The sequence below is a fragment of the Aggregatibacter actinomycetemcomitans DSM 8324 genome (assembly GCF_000372365.1).
Lineage (GTDB): Bacteria > Pseudomonadota > Gammaproteobacteria > Enterobacterales > Pasteurellaceae > Aggregatibacter > Aggregatibacter actinomycetemcomitans.
On sequence record NZ_AQUU01000012.1, the window covers coordinates 1 to 23,074 of the forward strand.

At 45.4% G+C, this 23,074-nt stretch carries 19 protein-coding genes, 3 tRNA genes and 2 rRNA genes; 13 read left to right on the top strand and 11 right to left on the bottom strand.

Features of this window, described 5'->3' with window-relative positions:
* Nucleotides 1–149 precede the first annotated feature (149 nt).
* The 4 genes from rrf (A3CS_RS0107600) to A3CS_RS0107615 all read left to right on the top strand — a co-directional run bounded on the left by rrf (A3CS_RS0107600) (nt 150) and on the right by A3CS_RS0107615 (nt 626).
* Nucleotides 150–265, top strand: a 5S ribosomal RNA gene (gene rrf, locus A3CS_RS0107600).
* A gap of 50 nt (nt 266–315) precedes the next feature.
* Nucleotides 316–431, top strand: a 5S ribosomal RNA gene (rrf, locus tag A3CS_RS0107605).
* Between the two features lie 8 nt (nt 432–439).
* Nucleotides 440–516: transfer RNA gene (locus A3CS_RS0107610), tRNA-Asp, on the top strand.
* 34 nt (nt 517–550) lie between these two features.
* Nucleotides 551–626: transfer RNA gene (locus A3CS_RS0107615), tRNA-Trp, on the top strand.
* A gap of 288 nt (nt 627–914) precedes the next feature.
* Here the strand turns inward: A3CS_RS0107615 and A3CS_RS1000000111890 are convergent.
* A complete protein-coding gene (locus A3CS_RS1000000111890) occupies nt 915–1,220 on the bottom strand; it encodes a DDE-type integrase/transposase/recombinase (RefSeq protein WP_148342053.1) in 306 nt (101 codons plus the stop codon).
* A 701-nt stretch (nt 1,221–1,921) separates the two neighbouring features.
* Between A3CS_RS1000000111890 and pth the strand changes: the two genes are divergently transcribed.
* The 3 genes from pth to A3CS_RS0107635 all read left to right on the top strand — a co-directional run bounded on the left by pth (nt 1,922) and on the right by A3CS_RS0107635 (nt 4,676).
* Nucleotides 1,922–2,506: an aminoacyl-tRNA hydrolase gene (pth, locus tag A3CS_RS0107625; RefSeq protein ID WP_005548480.1), complete on the top strand. Its 585-nt coding sequence runs from the start codon at nt 1,922–1,924 to the stop codon at nt 2,504–2,506.
* A gap of 188 nt (nt 2,507–2,694) precedes the next feature.
* The gene (gene ychF / locus A3CS_RS0107630) at nt 2,695–3,786 is read left to right on the top strand and encodes a redox-regulated ATPase YchF (RefSeq protein ID WP_005548478.1); all 1,092 of its coding nucleotides are present in this window, start codon (nt 2,695–2,697) and stop codon (nt 3,784–3,786) included.
* A 308-nt stretch (nt 3,787–4,094) separates the two neighbouring features.
* Nucleotides 4,095–4,676: a uracil-DNA glycosylase family protein gene (locus tag A3CS_RS0107635; RefSeq protein ID WP_019518377.1), complete on the top strand. Its 582-nt coding sequence runs from the start codon at nt 4,095–4,097 to the stop codon at nt 4,674–4,676.
* Nucleotides 4,677–5,117: 441 nt separating this feature from the next.
* Here A3CS_RS0107635 and cysK read toward each other — a convergent pair whose 3' ends face one another.
* A complete protein-coding gene (cysK, locus tag A3CS_RS0107645; protein ID WP_005538010.1) occupies nt 5,118–6,065 on the bottom strand; it encodes a cysteine synthase A in 948 nt (315 codons plus the stop codon).
* Nucleotides 6,066–6,165: 100 nt separating this feature from the next.
* A complete protein-coding gene (gene cysZ, locus A3CS_RS0107650) occupies nt 6,166–6,990 on the bottom strand; it encodes a sulfate transporter CysZ (RefSeq protein WP_005548469.1) in 825 nt (274 codons plus the stop codon).
* A 139-nt stretch (nt 6,991–7,129) separates the two neighbouring features.
* On the opposite strand from cysZ, the gene zipA reads away from it, so the two are divergent.
* Nucleotides 7,130–8,167 (top strand): cell division protein ZipA, encoded by a 1,038-nt coding sequence (zipA, locus tag A3CS_RS0107655; RefSeq protein ID WP_019518378.1) that lies wholly within the window; start codon nt 7,130–7,132, stop codon nt 8,165–8,167.
* Nucleotides 8,168–8,268: 101 nt separating this feature from the next.
* Complete coding sequence (gene ligA, locus A3CS_RS0107660) at nt 8,269–10,281, top strand: NAD-dependent DNA ligase LigA (RefSeq protein ID WP_005548464.1); 2,013 nt, start codon at nt 8,269–8,271, stop codon at nt 10,279–10,281.
* Nucleotides 10,282–10,348: 67 nt separating this feature from the next.
* On the opposite strand, the gene A3CS_RS0107665 is transcribed toward ligA, so the two are convergent.
* From A3CS_RS0107665 to tsaD, 3 genes are all read right to left on the bottom strand, one after another.
* Nucleotides 10,349–10,927 (bottom strand): thymidine kinase, encoded by a 579-nt coding sequence (locus A3CS_RS0107665; protein ID WP_005548462.1) that lies wholly within the window; start codon nt 10,925–10,927, stop codon nt 10,349–10,351.
* 2 nt (nt 10,928–10,929) lie between these two features.
* On the bottom strand, nt 10,930–11,163 hold the full coding sequence (locus tag A3CS_RS0107670) for a hypothetical protein (protein ID WP_005548460.1): 234 nt from the start codon (nt 11,161–11,163) through the stop codon (nt 10,930–10,932).
* Between the two features lie 64 nt (nt 11,164–11,227).
* Nucleotides 11,228–12,256 carry a tRNA (adenosine(37)-N6)-threonylcarbamoyltransferase complex transferase subunit TsaD gene (tsaD, locus tag A3CS_RS0107675; RefSeq protein ID WP_005548458.1) on the bottom strand — a complete coding sequence of 343 codons (1,029 nt, stop codon included), beginning with the start codon at nt 12,254–12,256 and terminating at the stop codon, nt 11,228–11,230.
* Between the two features lie 224 nt (nt 12,257–12,480).
* On the opposite strand from tsaD, the gene rpsU reads away from it, so the two are divergent.
* The 3 genes from rpsU to rpoD all read left to right on the top strand — a co-directional run bounded on the left by rpsU (nt 12,481) and on the right by rpoD (nt 16,501).
* Nucleotides 12,481–12,696 carry a 30S ribosomal protein S21 gene (gene rpsU, locus A3CS_RS0107685; protein WP_005537983.1) on the top strand — a complete coding sequence of 72 codons (216 nt, stop codon included), beginning with the start codon at nt 12,481–12,483 and terminating at the stop codon, nt 12,694–12,696.
* A 121-nt stretch (nt 12,697–12,817) separates the two neighbouring features.
* Nucleotides 12,818–14,575, top strand: coding sequence for a DNA primase (dnaG, locus tag A3CS_RS0107690; protein ID WP_019518380.1), 1,758 nt, complete (start codon nt 12,818–12,820; stop codon nt 14,573–14,575).
* A gap of 75 nt (nt 14,576–14,650) precedes the next feature.
* On the top strand, nt 14,651–16,501 hold the full coding sequence (gene rpoD / locus A3CS_RS0107695) for an RNA polymerase sigma factor RpoD (protein WP_005548449.1): 1,851 nt from the start codon (nt 14,651–14,653) through the stop codon (nt 16,499–16,501).
* A gap of 61 nt (nt 16,502–16,562) precedes the next feature.
* Here rpoD and lon read toward each other — a convergent pair whose 3' ends face one another.
* A complete protein-coding gene (gene lon / locus A3CS_RS0107700) occupies nt 16,563–18,977 on the bottom strand; it encodes an endopeptidase La (RefSeq protein WP_032998420.1) in 2,415 nt (804 codons plus the stop codon).
* Between the two features lie 189 nt (nt 18,978–19,166).
* A tRNA-Ser gene (locus A3CS_RS0107705) sits at nt 19,167–19,256 on the bottom strand.
* 154 nt (nt 19,257–19,410) lie between these two features.
* On the opposite strand from A3CS_RS0107705, the gene dauA reads away from it, so the two are divergent.
* Nucleotides 19,411–21,165: a C4-dicarboxylic acid transporter DauA gene (gene dauA / locus A3CS_RS0107710; RefSeq protein WP_005548445.1), complete on the top strand. Its 1,755-nt coding sequence runs from the start codon at nt 19,411–19,413 to the stop codon at nt 21,163–21,165.
* A gap of 25 nt (nt 21,166–21,190) precedes the next feature.
* Here dauA and A3CS_RS0107715 read toward each other — a convergent pair whose 3' ends face one another.
* From A3CS_RS0107715 to A3CS_RS1000000112295, 3 genes are read right to left on the bottom strand one after another with little or no spacing between them, the layout of a single operon-like run.
* Nucleotides 21,191–22,081, bottom strand: coding sequence for a DMT family transporter (locus tag A3CS_RS0107715; RefSeq protein ID WP_012821044.1), 891 nt, complete (start codon nt 22,079–22,081; stop codon nt 21,191–21,193).
* A 56-nt stretch (nt 22,082–22,137) separates the two neighbouring features.
* On the bottom strand, nt 22,138–22,461 hold the full coding sequence (locus tag A3CS_RS1000000112290) for a hypothetical protein (protein ID WP_005588308.1): 324 nt from the start codon (nt 22,459–22,461) through the stop codon (nt 22,138–22,140).
* Between the two features lie 49 nt (nt 22,462–22,510).
* Entirely contained in the window at nt 22,511–23,068 is a 558-nt protein-coding gene (locus A3CS_RS1000000112295; RefSeq protein WP_005568396.1) for a hypothetical protein, read from the bottom strand.
* Nucleotides 23,069–23,074: the final 6 nt, after the last annotated feature.

The window sequence follows — 23,074 nt, forward strand, 5'->3', positions numbered from 1 at the left end:
GAGGGAAGGAAGTTGGTTTGAGGCTTGTTTTTGGAAGATGACGCGTATAGTACGCGGGAAGGGAAGTAAGAAGAGAAAGAACGAGAGAAGCGAAGAGCGGAATAAGAAAGCGAAAGCGCGGAAAGGAGAGAGGATAGTCATCAAAGAATATTGGCGGCGATAGTGCGGTGGTACCACCTGAAACCATACCGAACTCAGAAGTGAAAGGCCGTAATGCCGATGGTAGTGTGGGGCATCCCCATGTGAGAGTAGGTCACCGCCAAATTTATTACTTTAGTTTATTCAGTCTTGTTAGTAAGCTAAAGTAATAAAAATTTTAGCAGTTATAGTGCAGTAGAGCCACCTGAATCCATACCGAACTCAGAAGTGAAATGCTGTTACGCCAATGGTAGTGTGGGGCATCCCTATGTGAGAGTAGGTCACTGCTAATTCTCATTCTGGAGTGGTAGTTCAGCTGGTTAGAATACCTGCCTGTCACGCAGGGGGTCGCGGGTTCGAGTCCCGTCCATTCCGCCAACTTTTGTAACCTTTTCAGGTTATACATACCAATAGGGGCGTAGTTCAATTGGTAGAGCACCGGTCTCCAAAACCGGGTGTTGGGAGTTCGAGACTCTCCGCCCCTGCCATTTACTTCATCCTAAACTGAAAATTGTCTCTATCCGTTTTAAATCTAATTTCTTTAAAAAAGAAAACTGTACTTTAAAATCAGATTAAAAAAGTGATTTGAGCCCCAAAAGTTGGACAGATAACTAAATATTGAGCTCTATACTGCACAGGGTTTAAATCGTCTAACCCGAGCTTAATTTGCTCCTAGGTATAATAACGAATATATCATGTATCATCCATTCTGATTCATCAATGTCCTTAAACTGACGGTAATCAACGTGCTGAAAAAACTCTTTATCACCGCATTATCATAACCGTCTCCTCCGTCGGCCCATGTTCTGGATGGCATAAGGCGAACCGTTATCCCGTGTCAACATCTTACGCCAACGGGCACGTCCGTAAAGGTAGCCCCGGTCGGTGTGTATAATCGGTAAATCCGTTTCCTTTAATTGCCTTAATGTCTTTTTCAACATTGATGAGACCAAACCGAATATCGGGCGTCGTCCCGTTCTAAAGGCGATAATCTCCTGATTGGCTAAGTCCATCATGGGGGAAAGATACAGTTTCTCACGCCCCACCCGAAGTTCGGTCACATCCGTTTTAGCTCCGGGCATTACCCATTTCTCCTTCAACTTCGCAGCGGTAAAGTTGCATTGCAGCAAATTCAGCGCAATATGGCTCGTTTTCCCCACTTCCTTACGTTTTTTCACTCTCACACAAGAACGAATTCCCAATGCCAACACTGTTTTACCACTGATGAATATCCCTTCTTTACGTAGTTTTATTCGAATCATTCGATACCCATTGCGCCCTTCGTTTTGCTGATAAGGGGCTAAAATACGTTGGCGCATGTCGCCGTGGTCTTTGGGTTTCGGCGTGTAATAGAAGGTCGAACGGGAGAGCTCGATAATCTTCAATAACAACAGTGTTGAATGCTGACCCTTTAACGCGTTAACGATGTTCCTTTTTTCTATCAGGCTTTTTGCTCGTCCAGCTCCTTGAACTTTTTCAAGGTGGTATTCTCCGCTCTTAAATACTCCAGTTCCTTAAGTAATGCCTTAATATCTTGAGGATTATTGCAAGGTGACGTTTCTGTTCACTTGGTATTTTCATTTTTCTCGCTGTGCTAGGTTGACGATGTGATTTTTGAATTCGATTGAATAATGTTTACCCATAATAATCTGCACCTTAATTGGTGAGCTGTGGTGCCTAGCTTTTGGGGGCAGATCAAAGTGCGGTTTGGTCTTCCCTTTCATTGAGAAAAAACCGACTTTCCGCTACAATACGCGCCATTCTTTTTAGCAAGCAAAGCACTATGTCAGAAATCAAACTTATCGTCGGGATTGGCAATCCCGGTGACAAATATGCGGACACCCGTCACAATGCAGGTGTGTGGTTAATGGAGCGTTTAGCGCGCCGTTTTAACGTTATCTTAAATCCGGAAAACAAATTTTTCGGCTACACCGCGCGTGCCGTGGTGAACGGCAAAGAAGTGCGTTTTTTGGTGCCGACGACATTTATGAATTTAAGCGGCAAAGCAGTGGGCACACTGGCGAATTTTTACCGTATTAAGCCGGAAGAAATTTTGGTTCTGCACGATGAGTTGGATTTACCGCCCGGCACGGCGAAACTCAAATTGGGTGGCGGACACGGCGGGCATAACGGGCTGAAAGACATCGTGGCGCAGCTGGGCAATAGCAATAATTTTCACCGTTTACGCATCGGCATTGGTCACCCCGGGCATCGCGATTTGGTGGCGGGTTATGTGTTAAATAAGCCCGCGCCAAGCGAACGCGACGCGTTAGACAAAGCCCTGGATGAAGCGACGGATTGCGTAGAGTTGCTTTTTAAAGACGGCATGGTGAAAGCCACCCATCGGCTAAACAGTTTTAAAATTTAATGAACAAAAAGTGCGGTCGTTTTTACGATCGTTTTACTCGGGGCTGTGGACGTTTCATTTTGCATTTGAATTGTCGCCTAAAGGCACAACCCAAAGGGCTAGGTTTATTTTGCCTTGTTATCATAAAAATAAATGCTAGCTCAAATGCAAAATGAAACGTCCACAGCCCCCAAACATAAGGAAAAATTATGGGATTCAAATGTGGCATCGTGGGCTTGCCGAATGTGGGCAAATCGACGCTTTTCAACGCTTTAACCAAAGCCGGAATTGAAGCGGCGAACTATCCGTTTTGTACTATCGAACCGAATACCGGCGTCGTGCCGATGCCTGATCCGCGTTTGGACGCGTTGGCAGAAATTGTCAAGCCGGAACGTGTGTTGCCGACCACCATGGAATTTGTGGACATCGCGGGCTTGGTTGCCGGCGCAAGCAAAGGAGAAGGCTTGGGGAACAAATTCTTGGCGAACATTCGCGAAACCGACGCGATCGGTCACGTAGTGCGTTGCTTTGAAAACGACGACATCGTGCACGTTGCGGGCAAAATCGATCCGTTAAATGACATCGACACCATCAACACCGAACTGGCGCTCGCCGATTTAGACAGCTGCGAACGCGCTATTCAACGTTTGCAAAAACGTGCCAAAGGCGGCGACAAAGACGCGAAATTTGAACTTTCCGTGATGGAAAAAATCCTGCCGGTGCTTTCCGAAGCGGGCATGATTCGTTCCGTGCCGTTAGACAAAGACGAATTATTGGCGATTAAAAGCTACAATTTCTTAACCTTAAAACCGACCATGTACATCGCCAACGTGAACGAAGACGGTTTTGAAAACAATCCGTATCTCGACAAAGTACGGGAATTCGCCGAAAAAGAAGGTTCCGTGGTGGTACCGGTATGTGCCGCAATCGAGGCGGAAATCGCCGAACTGGACGATGACGAGAAACTGGAATTCTTACAGGACCTCGGCATTGAAGAACCGGGCTTAAACCGCGTGATTCGCGCAGGTTACGCCTTATTGAATTTACAAACCTACTTCACCGCCGGCGTGAAAGAAGTACGCGCGTGGACGGTTTCCGTCGGCGCCACCGCACCGAAAGCCGCCGCCGTCATCCACACGGATTTCGAAAAAGGCTTTATCCGTGCGGAAGTGATCGCCTATGAAGACTTTATTCAATACAAAGGCGAAAACGGCGCGAAAGAAGCAGGCAAATGGCGTTTGGAAGGGAAAGATTACATCGTGCAGGACGGCGATGTGATGCACTTCCGCTTCAACGTATAAAACATTTCAAAAATCGATCGCACTTTTTAAGTGCGGTATCTTTTTATTTCATTTGAGGAAAGCAAAATATGTCAAATATTACGATTCTCGACGGTGCTTAGACAACATCCGGACGATCTCAACCCGTAGCAATATCCCGCCTGGGTAAAAATAGATGGACAACGGCGCGACCATTGTCGACGGTTGCGGCGTTGGCGGAAGCGTTTGAATGATTGAACCAAATCCCCCCCTAACTCCTCTTTACAAAAGAGGGGAATGTTTTTCAGATATTTATGTACCGAGATAAAACTACTGTTTAGGAGAAATCCATGGCTACCTTCACCCAAATTAAACATGCCATCATGTCTGATCTGCAAAATCAATCCTTTACCGAGCGCGGTATTGAACCGCTGTTTGCGGCACCGACAGGGGCGCGCATTAATGTTGTCGGACAAGCGCCCGGAGTGAAAGCGGAGCAAACCCGTTTGTACTGGAACGATAAAAGCGGCGATCGATTGCGTGAATGGTTGGACGTAGATCGTGAGACCTTTTATCATTCCGGGCTATTTGCCGTGCTCCCCATGGATTTTTATTATCCGGGTAAAGGTAAATCGGGGGATTTGCCGCCGCGGAAAGGTTTTGCGGAAAAATGGCATCCATCGATTTTAACAGGTTTGCCCAATATCGAACTGACCATTGTGATCGGACAATATGCGCAACAATATTACCTGCCGCAGAATAAACGCAACGTCACCGAAACGGTGAAAAATTACTGTGAATTTCTACCGCACTTTTTGCCGTTGGTACACCCTTCACCGCGTAATCAGCTCTGGCTGGCTAAAAATCCGTGGTTTATGCAGGATGTGGTGCCAACCCTGCAACAACTGGTCAAACAAATTCTCTTCCGTTAATTTAAAGCAAGCAATATGGCGTACTTTCGTTAACCGTGTCAGCAAACAAGTAAAAAACATTATGCTCATCACGTTATGGGTGTTCACCGGTGCGAGACCGCCCTGTGTTATCTGCACACGCCAAAAAAACGCGATGTGGGTTTGGTAACTGTGCCGGGCAGCACCATTGCATTAAATTTATATGCCGCCATTACCATGTTATTCCTCGGTATGCGATCGTAAAAATTTCCGATATGTCCATGGTGGGCTTGGGGGAAGCCATAAACAGCAGTGAATGTGAATCAGGGAACATTTCCTCTCCCCAAAGAGGCCGGCTTATTCGTAATCCAGGGTAATTTTTACCCTAGATTACATGGCATTGGTTTGCTATTTTACACTAGTAAAAGTGCGGTCATTTTCATGAACGTTTTTCAACAGGCAAAGTCGTTAATTAACAATGTATTAAACCTCAATTCCATTAAAAAGTGCGGTACTTAAATAGCGTTCGGCAGCAGACGGTAGGATAACGACGATCAGTTTGTCTTTAAATTCGGGCAGGTTCGCCAAGCGGTCAGCAGCCGCTACAGCAGCGCCGGAAGAAATCCCGGCAAGAATCCCTTCTTCCGCCATCAAACGGCGGGCGGTGGCAATGGCGGTGTCGCTATCTACAGTTTCCACACGATCCACTAAGGAAAGATCTAAGTTTTTCGGAATAAAGCCTGCGCCGATACCTTGAATTTTGTGTGGTCCCGGTTTCACTTCTTCGCCCGCGAGCGTTTGAGTGATAACCGGAGATTCTGCCGGTTCTACGGCAACGGAAGTGATTTGTTTACCGTGATCTAATTTGATTGCGCGGGAAATGCCGGTAATCGTACCGCCTGTGCCTACACCGGCAACCAATATGTCAATTTTGCCCTCGGTGCCTTTCCAGATTTCTTCACCGGTGGTTTTGCGGTGGATATCCGGGTTCGCCGGGTTTTCAAATTGTTTTAACATCACATAACGATTCGGATCGGACGCCATGATTTCTTCTGCTTTAGCAATGGAACCTTTCATTCCTTTGGCACCTTCAGTCAGCACTAAATTTACACCGAGACCACGCAACAAACGTTTACGCTCGGTACTCATGGTCTCCGGCATGGTAAGGGTGATTTTATAACCACGCGCTGCCGCGACATACGCCAATGCAATCCCGGTATTACCGCTGGTAGCATCAACGATTTCTTTGCCTTTCGTCAGCCTGCCGTCTTTTTCCGCCTGCCATATCATGTTAGAACCGATGCGACATTTTACGCTGAAACTCGGGTTGCGCCCTTCAATTTTCACGACAATATTGCCGTTGCCGAAATGTTTTAAACGTACTAACGGGGTATTGCCGATAGAATAAGAATTGTCACTGTAAATAGTCATAATATGTTCTCCTGAGGATAAATAATGAAGTGGCGTTAGTTTTAGCATGAGAACCGCCGATAAAACAATAGCTATTTTTTATAAATCATATAACCAAAAGCTATTTTCTGACGATAACACCGTCGCCGGAAGAGCGACGATTCACATTCACTTCAGTGCCGGTTTGCCCTTGTTGCGAGCGCTTAAATAAAGCACGGTATTCCGTTACCCACATTGCCGTTGCGCCACACACTGCCACGGGAATAATCACCAGATTCACCACCGGCACAAAAGTACAAAGCGTCACCAAACTGCCGAAGGTCATCGTCACATTGCGCTTAATCGCCAGTTCGTTTTTCATTATGCCGAAAGGGATTTTGTGGTTATCAAAAGGATAGTCGCAATATTGAATCGCCATCATCCATGCGGTGAATAAAAAGGTCGCTACGGGAATCATGGTTTGCCCCAGCAAAGGCACAAATCCCAATAAAAACAACGCGATGATTTTTGGCAAGCTGTAAACCAGCTTTTGCCATTCCCGTACCAGCATCCGCGGCACATCTTTCATAAAATCCCACAGGGACATATCCTGCAAATTTTCTCCGGTCAGCATTTTTTCCACTTTTTCCGCCAGCAAGCCATTAAAAGGCGCGGCGATAAAGCCCGACAGCGTGGTAAAGACGAAGTAAAACAGAACGAGAATCATAAGAATGGAAAGCAGCAGCAAAACGCCGCTCAACCAACTCAGCCAATCGGGAATGTAGGAAATAATGCCGTCAATATAACCGCCGATTTGGTTCACAAAAAGCCAAAACAGACCGCCTAATAACAGCATATTTAACAGGATCGGCATGATCACAAAACGGCGCAGCCCTTTCTGTAAAATCAAATGCCAACCCATCACAAAATATTCAAAACCGGATTTCATTTCCGCGTGTTTCAACATAGCGTTATCCCTAAGAAAAAAGAGGTTCAGGATACAAAGTGCGGTGAAAAAAATCAAACTTTGTCTATCATCAATTTTGCAAAAATATGATAAGCTTACGCCCAGCTTGCGTGAATTTTGTATGATTGGAGAGTCGGCAATGGATTTAAATACAATTTTGATTATCTTGGGCGTTATTGCATTATTGGCATTGGTTGCGCACGGAATTTGGTCAAACCGTCGCGAAAAATCCCAATATTTCAAAAACGCCAATACCTTTGCACAAAATCAGCAGCCAAACCGTTTTAATGCGCCGAACCCAACGGCGCGCCCCGTCACCGACGCACCTATCGCCGAAAAACCAAAACACGCCTTTGTCGAAGAAACCCCGCCACCGCAACAACAAGCACTGGATTTTGAAGAAGCGGCGGCACCAAGCGCGGCCGAAAACCAATCTATCGAACGCGCCGTAGATGAAATTAAAATCACGCTGCCGAGTGGGGTGTCAAACGCATTTCATCAGGCTGAACCTGCACCGCAATACGCGCAGAATGAGCAAGGGCTACAGCGACCACAATATCCGCAAGCGCCCCAAAGCAGACCCAACGACACGCCGTTTCAACCTTACGGCGAGCCTTCGCCTTACGCCGATCCGAACCGCGTTTCCATCACGCAAATGGAAGAAGAATACACCACACCGACGGTTTCTTTGACGCCGTTGGAACAGGAAAGCCACGAACCAACCACCGAAATGCAGGCAGCGCCGCAACCGACGGAAAGCAAGGGGGAAAATCCGGCGAAACCGTCTTTCATTATGTTGTATGTGGTAGCACCGGAAAACCGTGAATTCAACGGTGGGCGCTTAGCACAAGCCTTGGACGATTTAGGTTTTATTTTCGGCGATCAGCACATTTATCACCGCCATTTGGATTTAACCTCCGCCAGTCCGGTGTTATTCAGCATCGCCAATTTACAACAGCCCGGCACCTTTGATCCTTACGACATGGACAATCTGTTCACCGTGGGCATTGCGCTGTTTATGCAATTACCTTCCCCGGGCAACGACACCGTCAACTTAAAAACTATGATTCGCGCTGCACGCAATTTGGCGGACGAATTAGGCGGTTTTGTGTTGACCGACAAACAGGAAATTTTCAACGACCATGCCGAACAGGAATATTTAGCCAAAGTGGCTTAATGATAACGGCGGCTTAAAACGTTTTCAAAAACGACCGCACTTTTCGCTCACCGAGCACCTCAAAGTGCGGTCATTTTTTTCGGTATTTTTACGGAATAACAATGACAACCTCAATTCAACAACAAATCGACGACCTTAGAAAAACCTTACGCCACCACGAATATCAATACCACGTTTTAGACGATCCGCAGATTCCCGACAGCGAGTATGATCGCCTGTTTCATCAGCTTAAAGCGTTGGAACAACAACATCCCGAACTGGTTACCGCCGATTCGCCGACCCAACGCGTGGGTGCGCGTCCGTTGTCCGAATTTGCACAAATTCGCCATGAAATTCCCATGCTGTCCTTGGATAACGCCTTTTCCAATGAGGAATTTTTCTCCTTCGTCAAACGCATTCAAGATCGCCTGGCACTCGTGCCGGAACCGCTGACCTTTTGCTGCGAACCGAAACTGGACGGTTTGGCGGTCAGCATTTTGTACGTGAACGGCGTATTGTCCCAAGCGGCAACCCGTGGTGACGGCACCACCGGTGAAGACATTACGCAAAATATCCGCACCATTCGCAACATTCCGTTGCAACTGCTGACGGATAATCCGCCGGCGCGTTTGGAAGTGCGCGGCGAGGTGTTCATGCCGCACGCGGGCTTTGAGCGATTAAATGAACGCGCATTGGAACACGGCGAGAAAACCTTTGCCAATCCGCGCAATGCGGCGGCGGGCTCACTACGTCAATTGGATCCGAAAATCACCAGCCAACGCCCGTTAATGCTCAATGCGTATAGTATCGGCATTGCCGAAGGCGTGGAACTGCCGCCGACCCATTTTGAACGCCTGCAATGGCTGAAATCCGTGGGTATTCCGGTAAACAATGAAATTCAGTTGTGCGACGGCATTGAAAACGTGTTGAATTTCTACCGCACTATTATGGCGAAACGCAGTTCCCTCGGTTATGACATCGACGGCGCGGTGCTGAAAATCAACGATATTGCGCTGCAACAACGCCTTGGTTTTATTTCCAAAGCACCACGTTGGGCGATTGCTTATAAATTCCCCGCAGAAGAAGTTAGAACAAGATTATTGGATGTTGAATTCCAAATTGGTAGAACAGGAGCTGTTACTCCCGTTGCTAAACTAGAACCTGTTTCTGTTGGAGGGGTTACCGTAAGTAACGCAACTTTACACAATAATGATGAAATAAAAAGATTAGGAATATCCATTGGTGATATTGTCTTAATAAGACGCGCTGGAGACGTTATTCCTCAAGTTATTAAACTCGTACATAAAGCCAAAAAAGGGAATAAACCAATTGTGTTTCCGACACACTGCCCCGTTTGTGATTCTTTGATTATCCGTATCGAAGGTGAAGCCGTCGCACGCTGCACCGGCGGATTATTCTGCGCGGCGCAACGCAAAGAAGCGTTAAAACACTTTGTGTCACGCAAAGCCATGGACATCGACAGTGTGGGCGGCAAGCTCATTGAACAGCTGGTGGATCGCGAATTGATTCATACCCCGGCAGATTTGTTCAAGTTGGATTTAACCACCCTCACCCGCCTTGAACGAATGGGACCGAAATCCGCCGAAAATGCCTTAGCCAGCTTAGAAAAAGCGAAAAATACCACCCTTGCCCGTTTCATTTTCGCCTTGGGCATTCGTGACGTGGGCGAAGCCACCGCGTTAAATCTGGCAAATCATTTCAAGACCTTGGAAGCGTTGCAAAATGCCGATTTGGAACAGTTACAACAGGTGCCCGACGTAGGCGAAGTGGTAGCAAATCGGATTTTTGTGTTCTGGCGTGAAGCGCATAATGTCGCCGTGGTGGAAGATCTCATCGCCCAAGGCGTGCATTGGGAAACCGTTGACGTGCAGGAAGTGAAGGAAAATCCGTTCAAAGGCAAAACTGTGGTGCTCACCGGCACCCTCTCGCAAATGGGACGCAACGACGCCAAAGCCTTGTTACAACAACTCGGCGCCAAAGTCAGCGGCAGTGTTTCCGCCAAAACCGACTATGTTATCGCCGGTGAAGCCGCCGGCTCAAAACTAAGCAAAGCGGCGGAGTTAGGGGTGCAGGTGTTGAGTGAGGAAGAATTTTTGGGCTGGATCAACGGATAATAACAGGACAGACTTGATGTCTGTCCTTATAAAAAACATTTGAAAAAACGACCGCACTTTTCCGCCGCTACTCCGCCATTCTCTCCTTATAATGCAAACGGCATACAGAGAGATAGCTGTCGTTGCCGCCGATTTGGATTTGATCGCCTTGTTTAACCACTTCGCCCTGTTCGTTAAGACGTAACACAAAATTGGCTTTGCGACCGCAGTAACAAATGGTTTTGAGTTCTTCCAGCTGATCCGCCCACGCCAGTAAATAGCGACTGCCTTCAAATAATTCCGCTTGGAAATCGGTGCGCAAACCGTAGCACAACACGGGAATATGTAGTTTATCCACCACATCGCTCAGTTGATAAACCTGTTCTTTGGTTAAAAACTGTGCCTCATCCACCAAAATACAATGAAGCGGCTCCTGCGCCAGATGTTGTTCAATTTCAGCGAACAAATTCGTATTGCGGGTAAAGGTATTCGCCCGTTCGCTAATCCCGATGCGGGAAGTCACCTGCCCTACGCCGAAACGATCGTCTATCGCCGCTGTATAAACCAGCGTGTTCATGTTACGTTCGCGGTAATTATAGGAAGATTGCAACAAGGTGGTGGATTTTCCTGCATTCATGGTGGAATAGTAAAAATACAATTTAGCCATGTTTATTTAAGCACCCAGCGCCAGAAATGGTAGCAAATGAAGCCGGTCACCGGTGGCAGCGCGGCTAAAATAAGCACGCCGATGGTGGTGCGCCCGCCTGCCATTTTGCCGACTTCCGTTAAGAAATCGATCAGCACGTCCGTGGGCGTGGTAAACACGAAAAAGGCGATAATCGCTAACATAACGAAACAGCCGATGCCGGCGGCACGCATTGCTCTGAATTTGATTTTGTCCATGTGTTTTCCTTTTTATTGAAAGTGCGGTGAAAAATTTATGTGTTTTTTCCACCGCACTTTTGGGTTAAATCGTGGTTAATTCGGTCATCGCCCAACGCGGACGGACTTCAATTGCCAACCCCTGTTGTTGCCCCTGTTTTAAACGTAAGAAACCGGTATAGGCGATCATGGCGCCGTTGTCCGTGCAAAATTGCGGCTGCGGGTAAAATACCTCGCCGCCCAGTTGTTGCATAAGCTCCGCCAAGGTTTGGCGCAACTGTGTGTTGGCGCTCACGCCGCCCGCAATCACCAAGCGTTTCAAACCGGTTTGTTTTAACGCACGCTTACATTTTATTGCCAGTGTGTCCACCACCGCTTCCTGGAAAGCATGGGCAATATCCGCCTTGCTTTGTTCGCTCAGATTGCCCTCTTCTTGTAATACCTGATGAAGGGTGTTGGCGGCGAAAGTTTTTAAACCGGAAAAACTGAAATCCAAACCGGGACGATCGGTCATCGGGCGCGGAAAAGCAAAAAGATTCGGCGTGCCGTTAAGCGCTAAACGCGCTAGTGCCGCACCGCCCGGGTAATCCAAACCGAGCAATTTGGCGGTTTTATCAAAAGCTTCACCCGCCGCGTCATCAATGGATTCACCCAGCAATTCATAACGCCCTACGCCGTCCACCCGCACCAATTGGGTATGCCCGCCGGATACCAGCAAAGCCATGAAAGGAAAGTGCGGTGGATTTTCCTCAAGCATGGGCGCCAACAAATGCCCTTCCATATGATGTATGCCGATTGCCGGTACATTCCACGCATAAGCCAAGGCGCGCGCAACGGTGGCGCCCACCAACAACGCGCCGACCAAGCCCGGACCGCTGGTATAAGCCACGCCGTTGATGTCTTCGGGAGTTAAATTCGCTTCTTTTAATGCGGCTTGTAATAGTGGCGCCAGTTTGCGGATATGATCGCGCGACGCCAGTTCCGGCACTACACCGCCGTAATCTGCGTGCAGCGCAATTTGGGTGTGGAGTTGATTGGCGACTAAGCCTTTTTCTTCGTCATAAATGGCAACGCCCGTTTCATCGCAGGACGTTTCAATGCCTAAAATTCGCATTTGAGTTCTCTTTTTATGGGTTTTATTGGCGCTGAATTTTACCCGCTTTACACGATTTTAACCAGTTTTCCGATGCGGATTTCAGGAAAAGGTCAATCTGCCCTTTACTTTCATGCGTGATTTGGATTAAAATTGCGTCCTTTATTGAATCTGCCGCAGGCGCGGCAACAAATAAAAATTTAAATTGCAATTAAATTAATTAAACTCATTGAGGTGATTGGCTTATGCCTGTAATTAAAGTTCGTGAAAATGAATCCTTTGACGTAGCATTACGTCGTTTCAAACGCTCTTGCGAAAAAGCTGGTATTTTAGCAGAAGTTCGTGCGCGTGAATTCTACGAAAAACCAACAACTATTCGTAAACGTGAAAATGCAACTCGTGCAAAACGTCACGCAAAACGCTTAGCTCGTGAAAACGCACGCAACACACGTTTATACTAATTAACAGCATTTTTAACTCGAGTTATAAAAACCGTGAATCTTCCCAGGCTCACGGTTTTATTTTCTCTCAATCTTATCAGTTAGACTCATATTTCGTTCACAATAAGAGGCAGAATACTCGATGAAAGGCTCCATTCCACGCACCTTCATAGACGATATTTTAACCAAAATTAACATCGTCGATTTAATCAATTCCCGCGTAAAACTGAAAAAAGCCGGTCGCGATTATCAAGCCTGTTGCCCGTTTCATCACGAGAAAACACCGTCTTTTACGGTGAGCGACAAAAAGCAGTTTTATCATTGTTTCGGTTGCGGCGCGCACGGTAACGCCATTTCCTTTTTGATGGAATATGACAAGCTGGAATTTGTGGAAGCGGTGGAGGAACTGGCGGGCTTTCTCGGTTTGGAAATTCCCTACGAGAAACGACCGCACTTTAATGATGGCGGCAAGCAGGTTAATTTCCAAACCAAGCGAAATCTGTATGAATTAATGCAGGAAATCGCCAAATTCTACCAACAGCAGCTGCCGTTAAATATTCCCGCGCAAAGTTATCTGCAACAACGCGGACTGTCGGCGGAGGTGATTGAACGCTTTCAAATCGGCTATGTGCCGAACGCCATGGATTCCGTTTATCGCCAATTCGGTAAAAACCGCGAGGAGCAACAAAAACTGTTCGATTTGGGGATGCTGTCGCGTAACGATCGCGGCAATGTGTACGATAAATTCCGCAATCGAATTATGTTTCCCATTCGCGATCGGCGCGGTCGCACCGTTGCTTTTGGCGGACGGGTTTTAACCGATGAAAAACCAAAATACCTGAACTCGCCGGAAACCGTGACCTATCACAAAGGGAGCGAACTTTACGGTTTATATGAAGCGCTTCAAGCGGACGATTCACCGCAAAAATTGCTGGTCGTCGAAGGCTATATGGATGTGGTGGCGTTGGCGCAGTTCGGCGTAAATTATGCGGTGGCGTCTCTCGGCACGTCCACAACTTCGGAGCAAATTCAGCTGCTTTTCCGTTCCACAGAACAGGTGGTGTGCTGTTATGACGGCGACCGAGCAGGACGCGATGCGGCTTGGCGTGCCTTAGAAAATGCGCTGCCGTATTTGGAAGACGGTCGTCAGCTGAAATTTATCTTTTTACCCGACGGCGAAGATCCTGATACGTTTATTCGCCAATATGGCAAACAAGGGTTTGAGGAATATCTCGACAACGCGCAGTCTTTAAGCGAATTTTTATTTGCCCATTTAACGCCGCAAGTGGATTTTTCCTCAAAAGAAGGCAAAGCCAAACTCGCTGCGTTAGCAATTCCGTTAATTAAACAAATTCCCGGCGATGTGTTGCGTTTGGATTTACGCAATACGCTCGCTAAAAAATTGGGGATTTTGGATCCCGCGCAATTGGAAAGCATGCTCCCGAATCAGGTAAAAGCGGAAGGGCCCGTCGCGCCAACCACGCAATTCAAACGCACTCCAATGCGTATTCTGATTGCATTATTGTTACAAAATCCGGAATTGGTGAAGTTTGTGCCGGATTTGGAACCTTTAAGAAATCTTAATGAACCGGGTTACGATTTGCTCGCGGAATTGACCGCACTTTGTCGTGAAAAAGTGGGGATTAGCTCGGGGCAATTATTGGAATATTGGCGCGATACAACACAGCAAAGTACGCTTGAAAAATTGCTCGCGTGGAACCATTTGATTGAAGACGATAAGATTGAAGACACGTTCCGCGAAACATTACGTTATTTCTACCTGCAACTCGTTGATAAACGAATAAACTGGCTCATCGCTAAAGATCGCGCGGAAGGCTTGGATCTGAACGAGAAAAAAGAACTTTCACATTTGTTAGTAAAAAAACAAGAAAAGAGATAGTTAAACCATGTTAACGATGATAAAATCCCCAGCATTTTATCTTTTCCAAATAAGCAAGCAAGGCGGATATTAAATATGGATCAAAATCCACAGTCTCAATTGAAACTACTCATCGTACAAGGGAAAGAGCAAGGTTATTTAACCTACGCCGAGGTCAATGACAGCCTCCCCGAAGAATTAGTCGATGCAGATCAAATTGAAGATATTATTCAGATGATTAATGATATGGGGATTCAGGTGTTGGAGACCGCACCGGATGCCGATGATCTGATGCTCAATGAAAATATCACCGATGAAGATGTCGTTGAAGAAGCAACCCAAGTATTATCCAGCGTGGAAGCAGAATTAGGGCGGACTACCGACCCTGTACGTATGTATATGCGTGAAATGGGTAGCGTAGAATTGCTTACCCGTGAAGGCGAAATTGATATTGCCAAACGCATTGAAGAAGGTATTAACGAAGTACAAAGCGCCATTGCCGCTTACCCTGAAGCCATCACTTACTTAATTGAGCAATATGATTTGGTAGAAAATGGCGGTGTACGCTTAGCCGACTTAATTACCGGTTTCGTTGATCCTAATGTGCTAACCGAATCCGAGACTGAAGGATTGGCAGAAGATTTTAATTCCGAAGAAGGTGGCGATATTGATAGTGAAAGCGAGGAGGAAGAAGATAACGAAGGGGGAAGTAGCGATGACAGTGATAGTGATAACAGTGTTGATCCTGAAATTGCACGGGAAAAATTTACCGCACTTAAGCAGCAACATCAAAAGACCTTAGAGAGCATTGCCAAACATGGTCGTACGGCGAAAAAAGCAAAAGATGAAATTCAAGTGTTATCAGACATCTTCACTCAATTCCGCTTAGTACCAAAACAATTCGATATGCTAGTGCTATCTATACGTGGTATTATGAAACGTGTTCGCGGTCAGGAACGTTTCATTCAGCGGATTGTGGTGGACAATGCCAAAATGCCAAAATCCGGTTTCCAAAAAAGCTTTATAGGACATGAAACAACTGATACGTGGTTAGTGAAAGCCTTGTCTGCCGGTAAATCCTGGTCGGAAAAATTGGTACAATATGAAAACCAATTACGCCAAGCCATCACCAATTTGGTGCAAATCGAACAAGATACCCATCTGACGATTCCACAAATCCGAGAAATCGGTGAGCGCATCACACAAGGTGAATTAAAAGCCCGTCGTGCAAAAAAAGAAATGGTAGAAGCAAATCTGCGCTTAGTAATTTCTATTGCTAAAAAATACACCAATCGCGGATTACAATTTCTTGATCTTATTCAAGAGGGTAATATCGGCTTAATGAAAGCAGTGGATAAATTTGAATACCGGCGCGGCTATAAATTCTCTACTTATGCCACTTGGTGGATTCGTCAGGCAATTACCCGTTCTATTGCCGATCAAGCCCGCACCATTCGTATTCCGGTACATATGATTGAAACTATTAATAAACTCAATCGTATTTCCCGTCAAATGCTGCAGGAAATGGGACGCGAAGCCTCGCCGGAAGAACTGGCAGAACGCATGGGCATGCCGGAAGATAAAATCCGTAAAGTGCTGAAGATTGCGAAAGAGCCGATTTCGATGGAAACCCCAATTGGCGATGACGATGATTCCCATTTAGGCGATTTTATCGAGGATTCCACTTTAGAGCTTCCGTTAGATTCCGCGACCGTACAAAGCCTGAAAGCAGCAACGCATGAAGTACTGGAAGGTTTAACCCCACGGGAGGCTAAAGTCTTGCGTATGCGCTTTGGTATCGACATGAATACCGATCATACTTTAGAAGAGGTGGGTAAACAATTTGACGTAACCCGTGAACGTATTCGCCAAATCGAAGCCAAAGCGTTACGTAAACTGCGCCATCCAAGCCGTTCCGAAACTTTACGCAGCTTTCTGGATGAGTAATTCATAATACAATAAAAAAGCCAAATTATTCGATGATAATTGGCTTTTGAAAAACACTGAATTAATTGACCGCACTTCTGGAAACGGTTTTCTTACGACGACCGCTTTTCACTGCCGAAATTGGATCCAGCTTGACAAACTCAACGCCTAACGGCGGATTTTCCAGTGCAAGGCCTAGCACTTCGTCGATGGTCTCCACCGCATGAATCTTCAGATCACGTTTTGCATTTTCCGGAATATCTTCCAAATCCTTCACGTTATCTTTCGGAATAATCACGGTTTTAATTCCGCCACGGTGTGCCGCCAGCAACTTCTCTTTTAAACCGCCAATCGGCAACACTTTGCCGCGCAGACTGATTTCACCGGTCATCGCCACCTCTGATTTCACCGGATTGCCGGTTAAACAGGAAACCAATGCGGTGCACATTGCAATCCCTGCGCTCGGGCCATCTTTCGGTGTGGCGCCGTCCGGCACATGGATGTGAATATCACGTTTTTCGTGGAATTCAGGGTTAATGCCCAGTTTATCCGCACGGGAGCGCACTACGGTCATCGCCGCTTGAATGGATTCTTTCATCACATCACCAAGAGAACCGGTATAGCTGAGTTTGCCTTTGCCCGGCACCGACGCGGTTTCAATGGTGAGTAAATCACCACCTACTTCCGTCCATGCCAAGCCGGTGACTTCACCGACGCGATTTTGCGTATCGGCACGACCGAATTCAAAGCGTTTTACCCCAAGGTAATCATGCAGGTTCTTCGCATTCACTTTGATGGATTTTAATTTCTTATCTAACAGTAAGGTTTTTACTGCCTTACGACAGATTTTCGAAATCTCACGTTCCAGATTACGCACTCCGGCTTCACGGGTATAGTAGCGGATAATATCCACAATCGCACTTTCATCAATGGTTAATTCACCCGTTTTTAAGCCATTACGCTCCATTTGTTTGGCGATTAAATGACGGGTGGCGATATTTAATTTTTCATCTTCCGTATAACCGGATAAACGAATCACTTCCATACGATCCAACAATGGGGTCGGAATATGCATGGAGTTGGACGTCGCCACAAACATTACGTCGGATAAATCATAATCCACTTCCAGATAATGATCGTTAAAGTGGGCATTTTGTTCCGGATCCAATACTTCCAACAAAGCAGACGCCGGATCACCGCGCATATCGGAAGACATTTTATCAATTTCATCTAACAGGAAGAGCGGGTTTTTCACACCGACTTTCGCCATTTTCTGAATAAGTTTGCCCGGCAGTGATCCAATGTAAGTTTTACGGTGACCGCGAATTTCCGCTTCGTCACGCACGCCCCCCAGCGCCATACGCACATATTTACGCCCTGTTGCATTGGCGATAGACTGTCCTAAAGAAGTTTTACCTACCCCCGGTGGTCCCACCAAACAAAGAATCGGGCCTTTCAACTGATTTAAACGGGTTTGCACCGCAAGGTACTCCAGAATACGTTCTTTCACCCGCTCCAAACCGTAATGATCGGCATCTAAAATTTCCTGCGCTTTGGCAAGATCTTTTTTCACTTTACTACGTTTGTGCCAAGGCACTTGTAACATCCAATCAATATAACTGCGCACCACCGTTGCTTCCGCCGACATCGGCGACATCATTTTTAATTTTTGTAATTCGGCTTCGGTTTTCTCGTGCGCTTCCAACGGCATTTTCGCCTGTTCAATTTTTTGGCGCAGGTGCTCAATTTCACTCACGGTATTTTCTACTTCACCGAGCTCTTTTTGAATTGCTTTAATTTGCTCATTCAAATAATAATCGCGCTGGCTTTTTTCCATTTGTTTCTTAACGCGACCGCGAATGCGTTTTTCGACCTGCAATAAATCCGCTTCCGATTGCATCAAACCAAGCAAATATTCAAAACGTTCCACTACGTTGTTCATTTCCAGCACGGTCTGTTTTTGTGCGACGGAAACCGGCAAATGAGACGCCAAGGTATCACTTAATTGTTCAAGATTTTCAATTTGCTGTAATGCGGAAAGAATATCAGGCTGAACTTTTTTGTTTAAATTCAAATAGTTTTGAAATTCATCCAACGCTGCTTTGTGGACGACCTGCAATTCTTTCTTATTGCCAAGCGTACTGTTCAACGGCTCAATCTGTGCCTGAAAATGCACTCCGGAATCTTCAATATGATGAATTTTGGCGCGTTGTTGCCCTTCTACCAACACTTTTACTGTGCCGTCCGGCAACTTTAGCAGCTGAATAATGTTGGCAATAGTGCCCACATCATATAAATCTTCAATGCCCGGCTCTTCCAATTCCGCCTGTTTTTGCGAAACCAACAACAGCTGTTTTTCATTATTCATGGCTTCGTCAAGACTGCTAATGGATCGCGGTCTGCCGACAAATAACGGCATCACCATGTAAGGAAACACGACAACATCGCGCAATGGCAATACCGGTATGGTTTGTAATTCTGATTTTTTTGCTCTCATCATGTACTCTCTTATCTAAATTCCGCTGGCTTGGTTCTATATTGGGATGGATTATGTTAATTCAAGACCTAAAACAGATATGCCGGCACAGAAAAGTGCGGTCGTTTTTTTCAGTGTTTTTTATTATTGAAACGGCTGTCAGTATAACTGAAATTGATTGGTGTAAGGCAAAATAAAATTCATTAAGAATGGCGGTGAGAGGGGGATTCGAACCCCCGATGCAGTTTCCCGCATACACGCTTTCCAGGCGTGCTCCTTCAACCACTCGGACATCTCACCGTGATTAGGACTTGCGCACTATAAGGATTTCATTGAGCCTCGTCAAGTATTTTTGTAATTTGTATGATTAGAAGATAAAAATTTCACCAACAATCGGGTAAAATAAGCGCGATTTAAAGGGCTATTCCATTCACTCTCACATCTGATTTTCATTATGTTAAAAAAATGGTTTCTTTCTAAAAATGTGTTCTTGGCGGTTAAACCTTTCAGCGCGCTAAAAGACAGTTTTCGTGCGGGCTACAGCTCCCGTCATTTGGTCAAAGACATTATCGCCGGTCTCACCGTCGGGATTATCGCCATTCCGCTTTCCATGGCATTGGCAATCGCCAGCGGTGTGCCGCCACAGCATGGGTTATATACGGCCATTGTGGCGGGGATTATTATCGCCCTCGCCGGCGGTTCCCGCTTTAATATTTCCGGACCGACCGCCGCCTTTGTGGTGATTTTATATCCCGTCACCCAACAATTCGGGCTAAGCGGCTTATTGATGGCAACCCTGCTGTCGGGCATTATTCTGGTACTCATGGCGCTGTTCCGTTTAGGGCGATTAATCGAATATATTCCGTTGCCGGTCACGCTCGGCTTCACATCGGGTATCGGCATTGTTATCGCCACCTTGCAAATCAAGGATTTTCTCGGTTTAGACATTGTCCAAATGCCCTCTCATTACCTTGAAAAAATACAAGTAATTTTGACCGCACTTCCAAGCATCAACTGGGCGGATACCGCCGTCGGCGTCGTCACGCTGTTTGTCTTAACCCAATGGCACAAACTACGCCTGCCGATTCCGGGGCATTTGCCTGCGGTCATTATCGCCACCTTGTTATCGCTAGGGCTAACCCATTTCGGCTTTTCCGTCGTAACCATCGGATCTCAATTTCAATACACCCTATCCGATGGTAGCACCGGTTTTGGCATTCCAAGCGTTCTGCCGGAATTTGTCTTGCCGTGGAACATTCCCGATGCACAAGGTAATCTGATTAACTGGAACTTCGACACCATTCAAAGTTTGCTTCCTGCCGCATTTTCCATGGCGGTATTGGGTGCTATCGAATCCTTATTATGTGCGGTCGTATTAGACAATATGACCGACACCAAACACCATTCCAATAACGAACTGTTGGCGCAAGGTTTGGGCAATATCGCCTCCCCGTTCTTCGGCGGGATCACCGCCACTGCCGCCATCGCCCGTTCGGTGGTGAACGTCAAATCCGGTGCGGTCTCGCCGCTTTCCGGTGTAGTGCATGCGTTATTGGTGCTTTTCGCCCTGTTATTCTTCGCACCGGCACTTTCCTATTTACCGTTATCCTCCATGGCGGCGTTATTATTAGTCGTCGCCTGGCACATGGCGGATTTACCGCAAATCATTCAGCTCATCCGCCGCTCCGGACGCAATGAAATCACCGTGTTATTGGTTTGCTTGGTGCTCACGGTGCTTTTCGACATGGTTATCGCCATCTCGGTAGGCGTCTTACTGGCGAGTTTATTATTTATCCGCACCATTGCCGAAATGACCAAATCCATCAGCATTGCCGTGCCAGAGGATTTAGACGACGTGTTAATTTATCGTATCAGCGGACCGCTCTTTTTCGCGGCGGCAGATAATCTCTTCGCCGATTTGCACGATAAAACCGTGCACACGGATCACGAAATCAAACATATCGTTTTACAATGCGATGCCGTGACCGTGTTAGATACCGGGGGCATCCATGCCCTCACCCGCTTTGTGCAGCATATGCTTCCGCATCAACAACTTTATATGTGCAATATGCAATTCCAACCGCTGCGGACGATTGTCAAATCCGGTAGCCTGCCGGAAATCAAAAAAATCAACTTCGCCACCGATTTGCCGGAAGCATTGAATAAGATTCGGGAGTTTGAGGGAATCGAGGTGAAGAGTGAGAGTTAAATGATTGGTTAAAACGAGAGTGCTTTTAATAAAACATACCTTTATTTGTTCTTCGTTTTAACATCCCAGGAAAACAATAAACAATAAGTGCACTTAAAATCAGAATACAACCTAACATTTTTTGCCTGCTCATAGACTCATTCAATATAATCGTACTAAAAACCATTGTCCAAATAAGTTCTAATAACATGATAATAGCTGCATTATTAATATCACAATGCTTTTGCGCGACTGTTTGTAAAAACACTCGCAGATTGGTAGCTATAAGAGTACTGCCAACAAACCAAAACCAAGTATTTTCAGGAATAGGAAAATACCATTTTTCAAAAATTAACGAGTAACTTCCAGCTAAGAAACTAATAACACCTAATTGAATCGTAGTTAAAGATAAGGTTGGGATATTTTTAGAAAATTGATTATTTAAAACAAAATATAAGGCTGCAGAACATGAAGCTAGTAAAAAGAGTATATTACCATACGAGAGATGTAGTCCCTTTCCGTCTTCATTTGAAAGCAAATATAAACCAGAAATTGCAAGTGGTAAACAAAACCAAAAAACATATTTAGGCTGATATTGAAACAATATCCAAGATATCACTGGCGCAATCAGCATTGCCAAACTATATAAAAAAGCACCTTCTCCCAAATCTTCACTATAAATTAATCCGGTAATCCATAGAACCATATTGACAATATAAGCCAAACCTACAGATGCCGCTTTTAATTTTTGAGAAGTAGTGAGTTTAATTATTGCTTTAAAAGATAATGGCAGAAAAATTAGACATGCCAACGTGAAACGCAGGCCAATAAATCCCATTGTAGGCATGCCTTCTAAAGAATATTTAGAAAAGAACCAGCCTGATGCAGCAATGAATGTGACGATAAAAAGGAGAAGCTCGCCGGTGTATTTTTTCATTGTGTCCACCAAATAAAATCAGCACTCCTCAAAGTGCTGATTTCCTCTCCATCTTATTATTTTGATCTATAAATTAAAATTGCACGATCATCAAAGGTGTAGTTCCCTTTCATAACACCTTTCGTCGATGGGTTTTCAATACGCAATGGATCTGACTGTAATTCAGATTTTAGTTGATTTTCATAGCTTTCAATCGTTGCTTCTTTAGCATAGGTTTCATATCCATCTGAAGATAATTCAATTACTTTTGGTTTTTTATCAAACTTCCAAGTTTTTAGTTCATTTTCAGAGATGTTAAAACCATCGATAGCCCAATATTGAAATGCTTTTGGCGCATTTGGGTTGTTTTGAAATTCTGATTGTCTTTGTAATAATGGCATAATATAGAAACGACCGAGGTCATTTTCTTCTATTTGTTCAGGTGTAAATTTAAGATCTTTCAGATTTCAGAATTTTTACTCTTAATGCACTATTTAAAACATCTACATATTTAGCCTCATCATTGTAATTCACGCCATCAATTCTGGCTTTTGAATCACCAATTGCAACCAATTCATTTGAATCTAGGTTGTACCAAATTAATGTTGCCGTTGGTCTAAATAAAGGATTTTTCTCAAAATCCATATCGGAGTTTTTGTTATAAAACTCTCTGAATTTCTCATTGATTTTTTGCAATACTACTTTTTTATCAGTATTAGGAGGTAACGATTGAAAAACATCTTGAATAATATCACGACTAACGCGTCCACTTTTTTTACTATCATATTTTTTGCCTGATTTATCAGTAGCACCATCAAAAACGGCAAGATAATGATCGTTAAAAAACAACCCATCTTCACAAATTTGATTATTTTTCTCTCCAGGACCACCTTTCCCTTGGATAAAATAATCAATAGAGCCACTTTTAATTATGCTTTGGACAGGTTTATCATAAGTCAGATTATCCTGTGCTAAAGCGGCTAACGGCAGAAGTGGGAGAATAAACAACGCTTT

Excerpts from the sequence above, each read along its gene's own strand:
- A3CS_RS1000000111890 (WP_148342053.1), bottom strand. The coding sequence starts at position 1,220 with ATGCCCGGAGCTAAAACGGATGTGACCGAACTTCGGGTGGGGCGTGAG.
- pth (WP_005548480.1), top strand. The coding sequence starts at position 1,922 with ATGTCAGAAATCAAACTTATCGTCGGGATTGGCAATCCCGGTGACAAA.
- ychF (WP_005548478.1), top strand. The coding sequence starts at position 2,695 with ATGGGATTCAAATGTGGCATCGTGGGCTTGCCGAATGTGGGCAAATCG.
- A3CS_RS0107635 (WP_019518377.1), top strand. The coding sequence starts at position 4,095 with ATGGCTACCTTCACCCAAATTAAACATGCCATCATGTCTGATCTGCAA.
- cysK (WP_005538010.1), bottom strand. The coding sequence starts at position 6,065 with ATGACTATTTACAGTGACAATTCTTATTCTATCGGCAATACCCCGTTA.
- cysZ (WP_005548469.1), bottom strand. The coding sequence starts at position 6,990 with ATGTTGAAACACGCGGAAATGAAATCCGGTTTTGAATATTTTGTGATG.
- zipA (WP_019518378.1), top strand. The coding sequence starts at position 7,130 with ATGGATTTAAATACAATTTTGATTATCTTGGGCGTTATTGCATTATTG.
- ligA (WP_005548464.1), top strand. The coding sequence starts at position 8,269 with ATGACAACCTCAATTCAACAACAAATCGACGACCTTAGAAAAACCTTA.
- A3CS_RS0107665 (WP_005548462.1), bottom strand. The coding sequence starts at position 10,927 with ATGGCTAAATTGTATTTTTACTATTCCACCATGAATGCAGGAAAATCC.
- A3CS_RS0107670 (WP_005548460.1), bottom strand. The coding sequence starts at position 11,163 with ATGGACAAAATCAAATTCAGAGCAATGCGTGCCGCCGGCATCGGCTGT.
- tsaD (WP_005548458.1), bottom strand. The coding sequence starts at position 12,256 with ATGCGAATTTTAGGCATTGAAACGTCCTGCGATGAAACGGGCGTTGCC.
- rpsU (WP_005537983.1), top strand. The coding sequence starts at position 12,481 with ATGCCTGTAATTAAAGTTCGTGAAAATGAATCCTTTGACGTAGCATTA.
- dnaG (WP_019518380.1), top strand. The coding sequence starts at position 12,818 with ATGAAAGGCTCCATTCCACGCACCTTCATAGACGATATTTTAACCAAA.
- rpoD (WP_005548449.1), top strand. The coding sequence starts at position 14,651 with ATGGATCAAAATCCACAGTCTCAATTGAAACTACTCATCGTACAAGGG.
- lon (WP_032998420.1), bottom strand. The coding sequence starts at position 18,977 with ATGAGAGCAAAAAAATCAGAATTACAAACCATACCGGTATTGCCATTG.
- dauA (WP_005548445.1), top strand. The coding sequence starts at position 19,411 with ATGTTAAAAAAATGGTTTCTTTCTAAAAATGTGTTCTTGGCGGTTAAA.
- A3CS_RS0107715 (WP_012821044.1), bottom strand. The coding sequence starts at position 22,081 with ATGAAAAAATACACCGGCGAGCTTCTCCTTTTTATCGTCACATTCATT.
- A3CS_RS1000000112290 (WP_005588308.1), bottom strand. The coding sequence starts at position 22,461 with ATGCCATTATTACAAAGACAATCAGAATTTCAAAACAACCCAAATGCG.